This window comes from Mesorhizobium delmotii, assembly GCF_900149755.1.
In the GTDB taxonomy this organism is placed as follows: Bacteria; Pseudomonadota; Alphaproteobacteria; order Rhizobiales; family Rhizobiaceae; genus Mesorhizobium; species Mesorhizobium delmotii.
This window is the reverse complement of sequence record NZ_FUIG01000013.1, coordinates 881,724-895,167: the sequence shown is the minus strand read 5'-3', so window position 1 is coordinate 895,167 and position 13,444 is coordinate 881,724. Positions and strand designations below refer to the sequence as shown.

General features: G+C 60.5%; 19 protein-coding genes and 1 tRNA gene. 16 read left to right on the top strand and 4 right to left on the bottom strand.

The window, feature by feature from the left end; all coding sequences use genetic code 11:
- Positions 1–4: 4 nt before the first annotated feature.
- The 7 genes from hisD (at position 5) to BQ8482_RS05760 (ending at position 3,688) form a co-directional block, all read left to right on the top strand.
- Positions 5–1,297, top strand: a complete 1,293-nt coding sequence (gene hisD, locus BQ8482_RS05790; RefSeq protein WP_123146620.1) for a histidinol dehydrogenase — start codon at positions 5–7, stop codon at positions 1,295–1,297.
- A gap of 6 nt (positions 1,298–1,303) precedes the next feature.
- A complete protein-coding gene (locus BQ8482_RS05785; RefSeq protein ID WP_123146619.1) occupies positions 1,304–1,789 on the top strand; it encodes a UPF0262 family protein in 486 nt (161 codons plus the stop codon).
- A gap of 43 nt (positions 1,790–1,832) precedes the next feature.
- Positions 1,833–2,240: an arsenate-mycothiol transferase ArsC gene (locus tag BQ8482_RS05780; RefSeq protein ID WP_123146618.1), complete on the top strand. Its 408-nt coding sequence runs from the start codon at positions 1,833–1,835 to the stop codon at positions 2,238–2,240.
- Between the two features lie 91 nt (positions 2,241–2,331).
- Positions 2,332–2,550: a translation initiation factor IF-1 gene (infA, locus tag BQ8482_RS05775; RefSeq protein ID WP_006200926.1), complete on the top strand. Its 219-nt coding sequence runs from the start codon at positions 2,332–2,334 to the stop codon at positions 2,548–2,550.
- 27 nt (positions 2,551–2,577) lie between these two features.
- Complete coding sequence (locus tag BQ8482_RS05770) at positions 2,578–3,204, top strand: Maf-like protein (RefSeq protein ID WP_123146617.1); 627 nt, start codon at positions 2,578–2,580, stop codon at positions 3,202–3,204.
- 13 nt (positions 3,205–3,217) lie between these two features.
- Positions 3,218–3,415: a DNA gyrase inhibitor YacG gene (gene yacG / locus BQ8482_RS05765; RefSeq protein ID WP_095491465.1), complete on the top strand. Its 198-nt coding sequence runs from the start codon at positions 3,218–3,220 to the stop codon at positions 3,413–3,415.
- A 197-nt stretch (positions 3,416–3,612) separates the two neighbouring features.
- Positions 3,613–3,688: transfer RNA gene (locus BQ8482_RS05760), tRNA-Phe, on the top strand.
- 512 nt (positions 3,689–4,200) lie between these two features.
- Here the strand turns inward: BQ8482_RS05760 and BQ8482_RS05755 are convergent.
- Genes BQ8482_RS05755 through BQ8482_RS40275 form a run of 3 tightly spaced genes read right to left on the bottom strand, consistent with a single transcriptional unit; the run spans position 4,201 to position 5,274 of the window.
- Complete coding sequence (locus tag BQ8482_RS05755) at positions 4,201–4,521, bottom strand: hypothetical protein (RefSeq protein ID WP_123146616.1); 321 nt, start codon at positions 4,519–4,521, stop codon at positions 4,201–4,203.
- Positions 4,518–4,898 carry a hypothetical protein gene (locus tag BQ8482_RS05750; RefSeq protein ID WP_208867596.1) on the bottom strand — a complete coding sequence of 127 codons (381 nt, stop codon included), beginning with the start codon at positions 4,896–4,898 and terminating at the stop codon, positions 4,518–4,520. The genes BQ8482_RS05755 and BQ8482_RS05750 overlap by 4 nt, the downstream gene beginning before the upstream one ends.
- Before the next feature lie 25 nt (positions 4,899–4,923).
- Positions 4,924–5,274: a hypothetical protein gene (locus tag BQ8482_RS40275; RefSeq protein ID WP_165848430.1), complete on the bottom strand. Its 351-nt coding sequence runs from the start codon at positions 5,272–5,274 to the stop codon at positions 4,924–4,926.
- Positions 5,275–5,335: 61 nt separating this feature from the next.
- On the opposite strand from BQ8482_RS40275, the gene BQ8482_RS05740 reads away from it, so the two are divergent.
- From BQ8482_RS05740 to BQ8482_RS05685, 9 genes are all read left to right on the top strand, one after another.
- Entirely contained in the window at positions 5,336–5,689 is a 354-nt protein-coding gene (locus BQ8482_RS05740) for a hypothetical protein (RefSeq protein ID WP_123146613.1), read from the top strand.
- A 901-nt stretch (positions 5,690–6,590) separates the two neighbouring features.
- Positions 6,591–6,785 carry a hypothetical protein gene (locus tag BQ8482_RS05725; protein WP_123146610.1) on the top strand — a complete coding sequence of 65 codons (195 nt, stop codon included), beginning with the start codon at positions 6,591–6,593 and terminating at the stop codon, positions 6,783–6,785.
- Positions 6,786–7,020: 235 nt separating this feature from the next.
- Positions 7,021–8,289 carry a tyrosine-type recombinase/integrase gene (locus BQ8482_RS05720; RefSeq protein ID WP_123146609.1) on the top strand — a complete coding sequence of 423 codons (1,269 nt, stop codon included), beginning with the start codon at positions 7,021–7,023 and terminating at the stop codon, positions 8,287–8,289.
- A gap of 146 nt (positions 8,290–8,435) precedes the next feature.
- Positions 8,436–8,513 (top strand): DUF1902 domain-containing protein, encoded by a 78-nt coding sequence (locus tag BQ8482_RS40495; RefSeq protein ID WP_425294079.1) that lies wholly within the window; start codon positions 8,436–8,438, stop codon positions 8,511–8,513.
- Between the two features lie 206 nt (positions 8,514–8,719).
- Entirely contained in the window at positions 8,720–9,250 is a 531-nt protein-coding gene (locus BQ8482_RS05710) for a class I SAM-dependent methyltransferase (RefSeq protein WP_133254699.1), read from the top strand.
- A gap of 453 nt (positions 9,251–9,703) precedes the next feature.
- Positions 9,704–10,540 carry a hypothetical protein gene (locus BQ8482_RS05700; RefSeq protein WP_165848429.1) on the top strand — a complete coding sequence of 279 codons (837 nt, stop codon included), beginning with the start codon at positions 9,704–9,706 and terminating at the stop codon, positions 10,538–10,540.
- Positions 10,541–11,167: 627 nt separating this feature from the next.
- A complete protein-coding gene (locus BQ8482_RS05695) occupies positions 11,168–11,464 on the top strand; it encodes a hypothetical protein (protein WP_133254698.1) in 297 nt (98 codons plus the stop codon).
- 157 nt (positions 11,465–11,621) lie between these two features.
- Positions 11,622–12,062, top strand: a complete 441-nt coding sequence (locus BQ8482_RS05690; protein WP_095493505.1) for a hypothetical protein — start codon at positions 11,622–11,624, stop codon at positions 12,060–12,062.
- Positions 12,063–12,823: 761 nt separating this feature from the next.
- Positions 12,824–13,168 carry a hypothetical protein gene (locus BQ8482_RS05685; RefSeq protein ID WP_165848428.1) on the top strand — a complete coding sequence of 115 codons (345 nt, stop codon included), beginning with the start codon at positions 12,824–12,826 and terminating at the stop codon, positions 13,166–13,168.
- 10 nt (positions 13,169–13,178) lie between these two features.
- Here BQ8482_RS05685 and BQ8482_RS05680 read toward each other — a convergent pair.
- A partial coding sequence (locus BQ8482_RS05680; RefSeq protein ID WP_244602621.1) for a gamma-glutamyltransferase occupies positions 13,179–13,444 on the bottom strand: 266 nt, incomplete at its 5' end.

Below are 13,444 nucleotides of genomic sequence, written 5' to 3'. Positions count from 1 at the left end.
CAAGATGGCCATCACCCTTCGTCTGTCCGATGCCGATTTCGAGCAGCGTTTTGCCGCGTTCCTTTTGACCAAGCGCGAAGTCTCGGCGGACGTCGACGCCGTGGTGCGCGCGATCATCGCGCGGGTGCGCGCCGAGGGCGACGCGGCGCTCATCGAGTATACGCAGAAATTCGAAAAGGCCGATCTGAAAGACCTCGGCATAGCCGTGTCGCAAGACGACATCGCCAAGGCCTACGATGCGGCCGACCCGCAGACGATCGAGGCGCTTAAATTCGCCCGTGATCGGATCCGTTCCCATCACGAGCGGCAGCGGCCAAAGGACGACCGCTATACGGACGCAATCGGCGTCGAGCTCGGCTCGCGCTGGACGGCGATCGAGGCGGTCGGGCTCTATGTGCCGGGCGGCACGGCGAGCTATCCAAGCTCAGTGCTGATGAGCGCCGTACCGGCCAAGGTCGCCGGCGTCGAGCGCATCGTCATGGCGGTGCCGGCGCCCGGCGGCATCATCAATCCGCTGGTGCTGGTGGCGGCGGATCTGACCGGCATATCCGAAATCTACCGTGTCGGCGGCGCGCAGGCGATCGCGGCGCTGGCCTATGGCACCGAGACGATAAAGCCGGTCGCCAAGATCGTCGGCCCCGGCAATGCCTATGTCGCCGCGGCCAAGCGCCAGGTGTTCGGCACGGTCGGCATCGACATGATCGCCGGGCCTTCGGAAGTGCTTATCGTTGCCGACGGCAGCAACGATCCGGACTGGATCGCCGCCGACCTGCTTGCCCAGGCCGAGCATGACGTGTCGGCGCAGTCGATCCTGATCACCGACGATCCCGCCTTCGGCGCGGCGGTCGAACAGGCGGTCGAACGCCAGTTGAAAAACCTGTCGCGCGCCGAGACGGCGGCGGCGAGCTGGCGCGATTTCGGCGCCGTCATCCTTGTTCCGCGAATCGAGGCAGCACCGCCGCTGGTCGACCGCATCGCGGCCGAACATGTCGAGCTTGCCATCGACGAGCCGGAAGCCTTCCTGGCGCGGATGCGCAATGCCGGTGCCGTCTTTCTCGGCCGCCACACGCCGGAAGCCATCGGCGACTATGTCGGCGGCTCCAACCATGTGCTGCCGACGGCGCGCTCGGCGCGCTTCTCGTCCGGGCTTTCGGTGCTCGATTTCGTCAAGCGCACCTCAATCCTGAAGCTCGGGCCGGAGCAATTGCGGGCGCTGGCGCCGGCGGCCATCGCGCTGGCCAAGGCGGAAGGCCTCGACGCGCATGGACGCTCCGTCGCCATACGGCTGAATATGTAGACTGACATGGCGGACTACGATCGAACCCCTGCCAGGCTGATCGATGTCGAACTCGACGAATCGATCGGCCGTTCGACGCCCGATGTCGAGCATGAGCGGGCGGTGGCGATCTTCGACCTGATCGAGGAAAACAGCTTCCAGCCGGTCAATGACGACGGCGCCGGACCCTACCGGCTAAAACTGTCGCTGGCCGAATCCCGCCTGGTCTTCGCGGTGACGCGCGAGGACGGCGCTGCCGTGGTCACCCACATCCTGTCGCTGACGCCGCTCAGGCGCATCGTCAAGGACTACTACATGATCTGCGAAAGCTATTACGACGCCATCCGCACCTCGACGCCCAGCCAGATCGAGGCGATCGATATGGGCCGGCGCGGGCTGCACAATGAAGGCTCGCAGACGTTGATGGACCGGCTGGCCGGCAAGATCGATATCGATTTCGATACGGCGCGCCGGCTGTTCACGCTGGTCTGCGTGCTGCACTGGCGAGGCTGAGCTGCCAGCCCCTCTGCCCCGCTCGATCCTGTTTTTCTGCGGCATGAACGCGGTGCGCTCGCCGATGGCCGAACTGCTGGCGCGCCAGGTGCTTCCGGCGACAACTTTCGTGGCGTCGGCCGGGGTGCGCGGCGGCGAACGCGACCCGTTCGTGGACGCCGTGCTGGCCGAGGACCGGCTTTCGCTGGGCGAACGGCACCCAAGGACACTGGACGATCTCGAGGACGACTATTTCGACCTGATCGTCACGCTATCGCCGGAAGCCCATCACACCGCGCTCGAGCTTACCCGCTCGCTTGCCGTCGACGTCGAATATTGGCCGATGCCGGACCCGACAGACGTCGGCGGCACGCGCGAGCAGATCATGGCCGCCTATCGCGAGGTGCGCGAACGGCTGAAGGCGCGGATCGGCCGCCGTTTTGTGGCGCCGGAAGGCAAAAAACCGCGCTGATTAAGCATGTTCACAAGCGCACGATTATCATATAGGTTCCGCGCAAATTCCGGCCGGCGCGCTGGGAATCCCATCCAAGCAAAGGTATCGAATGCCGAAGGAAGAAGTCCTCGAGTTTCCGGGTGTCGTCACGGAATTGTTGCCCAACGCGATGTTCAGGGTGAAGCTCGAAAACGAACACGAAATCATCGCCCACACGGCCGGCCGCATGCGCAAGAACCGCATCCGCGTGCTGACCGGCGACAAGGTCCTGGTCGAGATGACACCTTACGACCTGACCAAGGGCCGCATCACCTACCGTTTCAAGTAAGATCGTCAGAGTTCGGCCGGGATCGCGATGAGCATTTTGCAGAAGCTCGTGCTTGCCTCGGGTTCGCCGCGCCGGATCGAACTGTTGCAGCAGGCCGGCATCGAGCCGGACCGCGTGCTGCCGGCCGGTGTCGACGAGACGCCGCTGCGCGCCGAGCATCCGCGCTCGCTGGCCAAGCGCCTTTCGAAGGAAAAGGCCGAGAAGGCGCTGGCCTCGCTGCAGGCGGAAGACGACTATGTGCCGAGCTTCGTGCTGGCCGCCGACACGGTGGTCGCCGTCGGCCGGCGCGTCCTGCCCAAGGCCGAAACGTTCGACGACGTCGCCAATTGCCTCGGCCTGCTGTCAGGTCGTTCGCACCGGGTTTATTCCGGCATCTGCCTGATCACGCCGGGCGGCAAGCTGCGCCAGCGGCTGATCGAGACCAGGGTGCGTTTCAAGCGGCTGCCGCGCGCCGAGATCGACGCCTATGTCGCCTCGGGAGAATGGCGCGGCAAGGCCGGCGGCTATGCCGTCCAGGGCCTGGCCGGAGCTTTTGTCGTCAAGCTTGTCGGCTCCTACACCAATGTCGTCGGCCTGCCGCTCTATGAGACGGTGGCGCTGCTGACCGGCGAGGGTTTCAAGGTGCATGCCAAATGGCAGTCAGCTCGGCCATGAGTTCGGGGCGGCCATGAGCTCGGACGACAAGGTCACGCCGCTGCGCCCCAAGCGGCCCTGCCCCGAGTGCGGCAAGCCGTCGGCACGTGAGACCTACCCGTTCTGCTCCGTGCGCTGCAAGGACATCGACCTCAACCGCTGGCTCAAGGGCGCCTATGTCATTCCGGCCCGCGACGACGAGGACGAAACGGACAACGATCCTCCCAAATGAGGCTGTTCAGAGCAGCCTGCGGGCCTCGACCGCGTCCCGTGAATCCGCCCGTCGAGCAACTGCTGGTTTCCCGCTTGAAATCAGCGCTTAAGCGCTGGACAGGCCGGATTCCCGTGCTATAACCCACCCGCTTTCAAGGGGCGCCTGCGGCGCTTTCAAGAAATCCGGCGTGCAGAACTGCCCGCGTGCCGGAACAGGCCCAGATAGCTCAGTTGGTAGAGCAGCGGACTGAAAATCCGCGTGTCGGTGGTTCGAATCCGCCTCTGGGCACCACTCCTTTCCTCAATAAAAACAACGCTTTATGCTGTCGCCAACTTGGCGACTTACGCCTTTCCATGTCGCATCATGTTGCAAACTGCTACCGTTGATTTCCAAGGGTTCCCTGTCACACTCGGCAGGTCCACGCGACATGGACGCGACATGGGGGGGAACCGCAATGGGTGCAATCGAAGACGTTCGAAGATGGCTGGCCGACATGCCTCTCTGGCGGGAACTCGGCCAGATGCCGGATCGAATGGCGGCGATCGAGGCCCGCATGGCTGCGATGGAGGATCGCCTCAAAACACGCCCTGGAGAAACTTGCCCCAAATGCGGCGAGCACTCGGTGCGCCTTGCAGAGGCTGGGCGCTTATATGGACCGATAGGCAAGCAAGAGCGAACCGACATTTGGCAGTGCGGAAAGTGCGCCAATCGAGAACAACGGGTCGTTCGGTTTTGAACCACGAACAAATCTAAAAGCCCGCCACCGTGAGGCAGCGGGCCGTCTGGACAAATTGTCCACTCGGTCAGTGACGCCCCTTCGGCGCCTCCAGGAACTCAAGGAATGCGTTGGCCACCTCAGTGCCGCTGGCATCGGTGCGGGCGGTGTCGCAGCCTCGCACGATGGCGGCAGCGATTTGCAGCATGTCCGACCGACTGCCGACGAGCTTGGCTACCAGCGAGTTCTCCGGAGATTTGTCGTGGATTGACCGGCCAGAGACGACGAGCAGCAGGCGCATATTGTCGCCAATAGCCTGTAGCGGGAGTGCGCTGGTGACAAAAGTGTCGACAAGAGCCAGTGGCTCGACGGTGGGAATTTCCACGCCAGGGAACGGTGCGGTGCTCATATTCCCCGTGCCCTCTTCCAGTCCATGTGATTTTGCTCACACCGGGTCCTGACAAAATTCCTGATCGTTTGGAAATCGTCGCCTCGGGCGCACATCTTTTTGACGGCGGCGATGATCGCTAGAATTTCTAGCCTCAACCGCTGAGCCTCTTCCGGCGGCAGATCCAGCAGCATTGCATCGAGACTGGTTTTCTTCCGCGTAGCTGGGATCGCGACATCGACAGGCGGCGCGGCGGTAGCGTCGATGATCATTGAAGCGGCAGCCAAGGCCGCCGCAGCGGCAGCGGCGGTTGAAGTAGCCGCGAGGCCAAGCAGAAGGCGGCGGCGGTTGATATCGGGCATGCCTTCGGCGGTCGCCCGAACAGTGGTGTTCGGCATGTGCATTTCCTCCTAGTGGTGATATTCACACCATTATCGGTAACGCCATAACCAAGTTGCTGTCAATGCTTTTTGGTGATAAAAACACCACATGAAGCCAGTTCAATGCCGTATGGGGCGCGCAGCCCTCAATTGGAGCACGCTCGATCTCGCCAAAGCAGCCGGCGTTGGAGGGAATACCGTAAATCGCTTTGAAGCTGGTCAGGATGCTCGCGTCAGCAGTGTCGATAAGATGCGCGCTGCGCTCGAATCTGCCGGTGTCGAGTTTATCTCTGAGAACGGCGGCGGCGCCGGGGTAAGGTTGCGGAAATGAAGACGCGCGGATTTGACTCGCTAAATTCGTCTGGAAGCGTACAGAAGGATCGTCGCCAGCCAACAGAACGGGCGCTGGCGCTTGGAAGAGTCGATCACGCTTTCGCCCCACAAGGGATAAAGCGATGTCATTTGACGATTATCTCGACTCCGAGCAACTCGCCACGCTGGCCAAGGTTCTCAACGACTATTGCACAGAGGCAGGAATTCCCGAAGGCCATCCGGCATGGGAACACTTCGGCCGGCGGCTCATGAGCCTATTCCAGTCCGGGATACATCATCCCGATGAACTCACGTCCAAAATGAACACTGGCTACGAGGATTGGCTAGGCGAGATCGGCGCTACCGGTCCTTTCATACCGCCCAAACTATCGTCCGAGGACCGTCTAGTAGGTGACAATATCTTGCCAGGATCGGACCGCAGAGGCAGGCCAGCGGTCGGCACCACGGCTTGGCTGACTTCGCCATCCGACAGATGATCTGTTTTGCGTCTAGGAGGATCACTGAATACGTCGGGTCCGCTGTCGACGGCTCCAAAAGCGCGAACGTTGCGCAGCTGGACACTTCCGGGAGACAGCGGACTCAAACTCGGGCCAAGAGGGGACAAGGCCCTTTATGATCCCTATGCGGAGATCATGGTGATAACACGGGCGGGTAACAAAGGTTCCGTCGGCTGAAAGATATATATCCGGCCGCTTAGCACTTCTTCACCTTCGGCGTGATTTCTTCGATCTGTGCGCCCTCGCCGATCTCTCTCGGCCAGCGCCTTTGCCTTGTTCTTGGTGGTCAGCACCGTGCGCCAATGCGCTTTTCGAATACGCTCACGATGTAGGTTTCTGCCGGCGGCATCTGGGGCGGAACTTTCCTTTTGATGTATGAGGCGCAAAAGATTTTGGGATCGAGCGAGAATGCGCCGGCTCTCTTGCATGACAGATCGCATCTCCGCAATCGTGGCCCGCGTGGCATCAACCTGCAACCGCGACCTCTCTACGTACACGTTATCGATTTGCCACGGGTCCATTGCCGTAACTCACTGCGACTAGCGTTTTCGAGTTAGAAATCGGGCTTCCCGCATAAGTGACGGCCAGTCGGACCCCAGAAGAGCGATAAGCTCGCGAGCCTGCTCTTCGGTTATATTCGCCTCTCTGACCAAGCGCCGGACGACAGCGTTGTCTGGTGCGCTGGGTGCTCTGTCCTGCTCGTCAGTCACTTGCAGAATCCACACTCGTGGGGGCAACGCGACCGTCCGGCTATGGTTCCGTCGCTAAATGACTCGCTAATGATGATTAAAGGCGTACAGTGTGCAAGTCGTCCGCCTCTTACGGCACACGGACGCTTGGTAGCCAACTCAGGTGCTCCCGCCCTTTGGGAGAAACTGAAATGGCAGAAGACCATTCAGACTTTAGGATATCGGCTTTCGAGTGCGATGTCCTGCGAAACGCCTTCAAAAAATCGGTCATCGAAGAGAGTATCCCCGAGTACCGATGGCGGTCACACGCCATGCTTCTGGTGAGCGAGTTGACCGACCACGAGGATGTCGCATCAGACGCGCTGGACTGGATTGTGCGCAAGTAGGTCTCCAATCAGACGGACGATACCTGCACTATCCGCGCGACATTGGCGCGAAATGCGGCTCTTCGTACTCTGCCGGCCGGGGTCATGGTGAGGCGCTCAGGTGCCTCGGAAAATCAGACGCTGGTCTGGGCGCTATTTGGGGCCGCGTTGAGTTCCATTGACAAGCGGATTTATTGCGACATAATGCAACATGCTTCCGGCTATTACGGTCGGCTACACAGAAGGGGCATGTGTTATGTCGGTGCGCAAGCGCAAATGGACTACCGCAAAGGGTGTCGAGCGCGAGGCCTGGATCGTCGATTACGTCGACGGCAAGGGCGCTCGCCGGCTGAAAACATTCGCCAAGAAGAAGGAGGCTGACGCCTTCGAAGCCACCGCCACGGTAGAAATCCGGGAAGGCACCCACGTTGCCGACAGCGACAGCACGACAGTCAAGAAAGCCGGCGACCTGTGGATAAAGGCTTGCGATGGCCTGGAGCGCTCGACACGAAACCAATATCGGCAGCACCTCGATCTTCACATTGTCCCGTTCATTGGCGCCGAGAAGCTTTCGAAATTGAATATTCCCACCGTCCGAAGCTTTGAGGATCAACTGAGGAGAGGAAATAGCGACCTGCCGGCGGAAGACCCGAGACGGGCACCGCGTTCCCCTGCGATGATCCGCAAGATCCTTGGCAGCCTGGGTTCGCTGCTCGCCGATGCACAGGAGCGCGGCCTTACTGTCCGCAACGTCGTTCGCGATATGCGAGGCAAGCGCCGGAAGGGCAAGGAGCGCAAGGCAGAGAGGCGCCAGAAGGGCAAGATCAAGGTCGGCGTCGATCTTCCTACCCGCGAAGAGGTGAAGGCCATTGTCGGCGCCGTGGAAGGCCGCTGGAGGCCTTTGCTGCTGACAGCCATATTCACCGGCCTGAGAGCTTCGGAGCTTCGTGGGCTGCGCTGGAGCGATGTGGACTTTGACAAGCGGGCGATCCGGGTTCACCAGCGCGCTGACCGCTTCAACGAGATCGGGCAGCCGAAGTCAGAGGCAGGGGAAAGAACCGTTCCTGCCCCGCCGATCGTCATCAATACCTTGCGGGAATGGAAGTTGGTTTGTCCCAAGCGACCGACCGGCAAGCTGGATGATAATGGCGAATTGATCATGCAGCTCGAACTTGTTTTCCCTAACGGCCTCGGCAAGGTGGAATCACTGGCGAACATTATCAACCGTGGCCTCATGCCCGCCCAGGTCGCCGCTGGCGTGGTCGTTGACACTGGCGAGAAAGACGCGGACGGCAAGCCGATCATGAAGGCTCGCTATACCGGAATGCACTGCCTGCGACACTTCTTCGCTTCATGGTGCATCAATCGCGTTGCCGATGGTGGCCTGGGCCTGCCGCCTAAGGTCGTTCAGGAACGGCTCGGCCATTCCTCGATCATGATGACGATGGACGTCTACGGCCACCTCTTCCCGCGTGGCGATGATGCAGAAGAATTGGCGGCTGCAGAGCGGGCTCTGCTCGCGTAAGGCTCGCTGTTATCGTCGAGGCGGGATTGAAACCACCGCCAAATATACGCCACATATGACCGCTTAAAGCCAAGAGGGCAGCGTGGGGGCGTACATTGGAGAGATTCCCCTATGCCCGCGAGCAAGAAGTTTCTAGTTACGGCTCAATGGATGAAGAGGCCAACGTGTGGGTCGCCACCAGCGACGATATCCCGGGTCTCGCTACGGAAGTAACCGCAACATAAACGCGACATGGAGCCAAAAAGCTCAATGTTTTCAACTATCGACGGCGGACTGAAAATCCGCGTGTCGGTGGTTCGAATCCGCCTCTGGGCACCATTTTCCATGGCAATTGCTTAACCGTCCGACAGACGTTTCGTTGGACTTTGCCGGAAAATGCTAACGGGCGCAGATAAAATTCGACTTTGGTCCAGGACACGGAAGGATAGTCGTGCCTTTTTGGAAATCGCACAAGAAATATAGCGCAGGAACGTGGGACGATCGGCTCGATGGATTATTTTCATGCGGGGTAAACTACTCCGGTAAGACGATCCTTGATGTTGGCTGCAATATGGGCATCGTCGCTTATGAAATCGCCAAACGCAGACCGGCCTACATCCACGGCATTGACATTCTGAAGCCACACACCCGCGTGGCGCGTTCCATCTTTCTAGGATCGAACGTAGAAAGTCGATTTGACGCCATGAACCTAGGCAGCCGAAAGCTTCAATCTGTTCTAAATGACAGTTACGATATCGTGCTTCTTCTCGCTGTGTACCAGCATGTCCGCAGGGGGTTGGGTCAGGAGGAGGCCGATCGCATCTTCACCGACATCATCAACCGCGCACAGACGATTGTGGCGCGAGTCCCCGACGAAGACGACATCCGGCTTCAGTCTTTGATCGAGGGTGCTGGGTTCACCTTATCTGATCGCCACAAATCGCCACGCGGCAGTACAGTTCTGGCGTATCATCGCCACTAGGCCGGGCGGATGGCGATTGCCTGCGCGACCTACGGACCAGACGTTGTGAGAGGACGGTCGCCGCTCGATAGTCAGGGCGGTGGAAGAGCTGAGGGTGCTGACCGGTGGATTTTGTGTCGCCGGATGATGCGATGGCGAACGCCCTTTCAGCGGTGGCACTCAAGCGCGGCTGCGCGGTTCTGTTCGACGAACAGGCGGGCGCCGATATCCTGCATCCGCTCTAGCGCAATTCCAAGAACGGTCTTCCGTCCGGAATTTAGCAGAAACGAACGGTTAGAGTCTTTTTGGCTTTGATTGAGACAGTTCTGCCCGGGGGAATTTCGAGGGCCTCGGTGCAGGTCGGCGTCGCAACCCAGCCGGACTTTCGCATTTGCATAAAGTTTCTCAGATATAAATTAGCTCTTCGTTATATTTGGCAGTTATATGCGGAGGTGCGATTCAAAAGGAGGAATTATGACATCCCGAAAGACTCTTTTCGCCGCGTTTGCCGTGTTCGCGCTTCTGGCATCTCCGGCGCTGGCCGGTGCAGGCGGTAACGGCCATGGTGGCGGCAACGGCCATGGTGGCGGTAACGGCCATGGTGGCGGTAACGGCCATGGTGGCGGCAACGGTAACGGCGGCGGCAACGGCAATGCTGGCGGCAATTCCGGCAATAGCGGGTCGCACGGCAAGTCGGCGTCAGCCAAGGGGCAGGTGGCCAAGGCCGAAACGGAGACTGTTGCAAGCGTTGACGACACTGAGCAGACCGCCCCTGTGTCCAAGGAAAAGAATATCCGTGCCAAGCTCGGCCGGTTGAACTCGCTACAGCGCAACGTCAACGCCTACATGAACTCCAAGAGCAAGAAGTTTGCTGCCGTACAGGCCTTTGCGGTGGCGTCCGCGAACGCCCAGAACGCACAGGCCGCGGTTGACAAGGCGGCCGCGGCGGCAGTCGACGCTCAGGCCCAATTGGATGCCCTGAACGCGCAGCTCGACACGTTGAACGGGCTTACGCCTGACCAGATTGCAGCCATGACGCCCGAGGAACAGGCGGCCCTGCCGGGACAGATCGCGGATCTGGAAGCGCAGGTCGCGGCCCAGGAAACCACGGTCTCGGATGCCGAAGCAGCGGCTGCCGCAGCCCAGACGGCTGCCGACCAGGCCGCTGTCGGCACCGACGATGCATCGCTCGACGCGGCACTGGCCGACATGGCCAACAAGCCCGTCGACGCCGAGGTCACGGACTGGGCCAAGGGTGTGCTTGCCGACAAGATCGACCAGGCGGCCGCCGAGCTGGCTCCGGCGCCGTAAAGCCGATCGCGACTGAAACGACCCAGTCGAAGACCAAGCCGCCGGGTTTCGCCCCGGCGGCTTTTCTTTGACGGCACGACGGAAGAGGGGCGCGCTGTCAGTCCGGCGGCGTCGCCAGTAGCCCGACACGTCGTTGATGACGAAACAGGCCTCGCCGGATCGGTGAACGGCGCCGCGCCAGCCATCCATTTGAGCATTCCCTCTCGGCCCGGCTCTTTCAGAAAGGCCGCAGTGTCCTTGGCCGGGTCGATCGCCTTCAGAGCGGTCCGATCGGCGACATAAACCGGCACGTCGAGAAAATCGCGTGAGGCGGCGGGTTCTCGGTCCACATAACCGTTTCCCCATCTTCGGACGGCTCTGCGTCGTGGCTGTCCTATGTCGTCGCAGTTGTCAAGTTCGTGGTCATCGCACTGGACGACATAGGCGCCTGGACCGCGATCCGGCCAGCCTAACGAATGCTCGTCGTCAGCGCTGTCTTCTAGGTCGCAGTCGACCTCCATGAGATCCAGTGCCGTGATGGAGCGACATAGAACGGTCCAGAAGGTCGTTTAAGCTGCGTCTCGATGGCTTGGCGCCATGTGCGATGGGCGGCGGGGCTGGCGTCAGGCTGAGCAGGAAGGCTTAGCGATGATCATCCGAATTTACAGGGGCACGGTTTTCGCCGGCAAGGAACACCTCTGGCAGGATCGCGTCGAAAGGCTTTCGATACCCTGGCTGAAGAAGCAAGCCGGATTGGTAGCATTCTATCCGGGCAAACCGATGGTTGAGAGCGGGAGCCGAACCTTTTGCATGTGCATGGTCTGGGAGAGCGTCGAGGCCATAGAGGCGGCCGTTGGACCAAGCTGGAATCAGTCGATCTATATGGGCGATGAAAAGGCGTTAATTGAGTTGTCTTCTCTTGGGCACTTTGAGGTCTACCCGTAGGCATAAGGAAAGCGCGCGCCGGACTCGGTTCATAGTAGAGAATGGCCGGCCTCGCCCGGCGAAACGACTTTGCTCGCATTGGGCGGATGACGGATTTGATTTGCTTGGTGATCCCCTATCCTTAGGGCAAACTGCTGCCGGGGCTCTAGGAGGCGAAATGAGAGCACGCGCAGCAACGGTTGGAGATCTGGAAAATGTTTTCAGTGATCTGTCCAAGCGGATATCGGACGAGTACGTCGCGGCCGGCAAGGACAGCAAGATCGCCTACGACAATCTGATGATGAACTTGAAAGAAGGCCGTGCTCATGCGCTCGTGCAGGGCGAAAAAACCGTAGCGCTCATCGCGTGGCACGAGAATAGCGACGCTGCTGATACACTGTTCGCCGCGCAGGAGGATTTCTTCAGCGCCGCGACCGTTCGCTTCTGCAAGCGGCACATTCGCCATATCCAGGCGCTCGCCGGCAATCTCCCCATTCACTCGCGCAGCTGGCTCCAGAGACCGGACGTCGCAAAATGGTTCCGGATTATCGGCTATGTCGAGCGAGGCCAGGAGAATGGCGCCAACCTGTTCGAACTGCCGCCGGCTCCCGCAGCCTAAAAATCTCGGCGTGCTGCGAAACCTGCCATCGAGTTCCGGTGGCGCCGCGCTTATATCGGCGTGCCGATGATTGAATCCAATCGTACCGCCGCCCCGATGCGCCAGTAAAAAAGGCCCGCCGCTCCATTTGCGAAGCGGCGAGGCCCCATATTCGGGGACAACTTCCGGGCCGTTGCCCGGCATTGCTTACGGTGCAATTCAGGTGCCAGACGACTGGCCCATAATGGGTCACCGCACCGGAAAGCGCGAACCATCTTCGGCGATCACACCACTGCCATACCGCGCCATTCCTGCTATATTTTCTTGCGGCGGACCTGATTTCCGCTTGGCCGGCGCCCACCAGGCAATCTACCCCAACGCCCCCCCAAAGTGGCGCCGGCCATCCTTCCCCGCCGAACCCAATCTTCGCCACCGACCAATCTTCGCCACCGATATCGTCAGGCACGCCGTTCGAGGGCGAAGCTTGCGCGTGATCGTCGTCAGGCCCGACAGTCAGGGGCAGCGGTTCGAATCCGGCTGCAGAGCGGCGGACGTTCAACTTGAAACGCCCGGCTGGCGATTCCAATCCGACAGATCGCCTGGAACGGCAACACGATCCCACAGATCGCCTGGAACGGCACGACGATCCGACATAAATCCAAGAAACCGCTAGCAAGCCGCGGCCAGAAAGTGTTGAAGACCGTGCCGATCGCATTGAACGCGTCGCGACCCGGTTGCACTCGGCAAGGCTTGATGATTTGTTGCCGCTTCAAGGAGAATGAATGATGCACGAGCCTGCCGGTCAAGACGAATATGGGTCGGCCAACCCCTTCGACCCGGACGACCTGACGACGTTGAACGTGATGGGTCCGGGTGTGGCCAGCAACGATTTCGAGAAATACGCGGTCGCCGTGATCATCGTTTTCGGCGCTCTCATCATTGGCGGCTTGATGGCCGCAACCCTGGCCTTGGGGCACCGTAACGGCTTCCTGTACGCGCTTGGCGGCGCCACCGCGGCGTGGATATCGGGAAATGCGCTTCTGCTCGATCGGCCGCGTATTTATGCCTTGTTCGTCGGCATCGCGGCCGTGATGCTGATTGCGTCCACCATCACGCTGGTCATCTGACCGAACGAAATTAATATCCGATTGCCTCGCCGGATGCGGCGCGGCTGTCGATGGCGCCGTTGTAGCGAGCGCCGCCACCCTTTTCGATCTCGGCCAGGCTCTTGCCGCCGACCAGGATGCCGGCCGCCTGACCCCAGGTCGCATCGGTCACGTCGAGGCGATAGCCGATGCCGGGCAGCCATTGGTGATGGATGCGCGGCGCGTCGATCGCCTCCTGGATGTTCATGCCGTGATCGACGACGTTGACGATCGCTTCCAGCGTGATGGTGATGATGC

Excerpts from the sequence above, each read along its gene's own strand:
- hisD (WP_123146620.1), top strand. The coding sequence starts at position 5 with ATGGCCATCACCCTTCGTCTGTCCGATGCCGATTTCGAGCAGCGTTTT.
- BQ8482_RS05785 (WP_123146619.1), top strand. The coding sequence starts at position 1,304 with ATGGCGGACTACGATCGAACCCCTGCCAGGCTGATCGATGTCGAACTC.
- BQ8482_RS05780 (WP_123146618.1), top strand. The coding sequence starts at position 1,833 with ATGAACGCGGTGCGCTCGCCGATGGCCGAACTGCTGGCGCGCCAGGTG.
- infA (WP_006200926.1), top strand. The coding sequence starts at position 2,332 with ATGCCGAAGGAAGAAGTCCTCGAGTTTCCGGGTGTCGTCACGGAATTG.
- BQ8482_RS05770 (WP_123146617.1), top strand. The coding sequence starts at position 2,578 with ATGAGCATTTTGCAGAAGCTCGTGCTTGCCTCGGGTTCGCCGCGCCGG.
- yacG (WP_095491465.1), top strand. The coding sequence starts at position 3,218 with ATGAGCTCGGACGACAAGGTCACGCCGCTGCGCCCCAAGCGGCCCTGC.
- BQ8482_RS05755 (WP_123146616.1), bottom strand. The coding sequence starts at position 4,521 with ATGAGCACCGCACCGTTCCCTGGCGTGGAAATTCCCACCGTCGAGCCA.
- BQ8482_RS05750 (WP_208867596.1), bottom strand. The coding sequence starts at position 4,898 with ATGCCGAACACCACTGTTCGGGCGACCGCCGAAGGCATGCCCGATATC.
- BQ8482_RS05740 (WP_123146613.1), top strand. The coding sequence starts at position 5,336 with ATGTCATTTGACGATTATCTCGACTCCGAGCAACTCGCCACGCTGGCC.
- BQ8482_RS05725 (WP_123146610.1), top strand. The coding sequence starts at position 6,591 with ATGGCAGAAGACCATTCAGACTTTAGGATATCGGCTTTCGAGTGCGAT.
- BQ8482_RS05720 (WP_123146609.1), top strand. The coding sequence starts at position 7,021 with ATGTCGGTGCGCAAGCGCAAATGGACTACCGCAAAGGGTGTCGAGCGC.
- BQ8482_RS40495 (WP_425294079.1), top strand. The coding sequence starts at position 8,436 with ATGGATGAAGAGGCCAACGTGTGGGTCGCCACCAGCGACGATATCCCG.
- BQ8482_RS05700 (WP_165848429.1), top strand. The coding sequence starts at position 9,704 with ATGACATCCCGAAAGACTCTTTTCGCCGCGTTTGCCGTGTTCGCGCTT.
- BQ8482_RS05695 (WP_133254698.1), top strand. The coding sequence starts at position 11,168 with ATGATCATCCGAATTTACAGGGGCACGGTTTTCGCCGGCAAGGAACAC.
- BQ8482_RS05690 (WP_095493505.1), top strand. The coding sequence starts at position 11,622 with ATGAGAGCACGCGCAGCAACGGTTGGAGATCTGGAAAATGTTTTCAGT.
- BQ8482_RS05685 (WP_165848428.1), top strand. The coding sequence starts at position 12,824 with ATGATGCACGAGCCTGCCGGTCAAGACGAATATGGGTCGGCCAACCCC.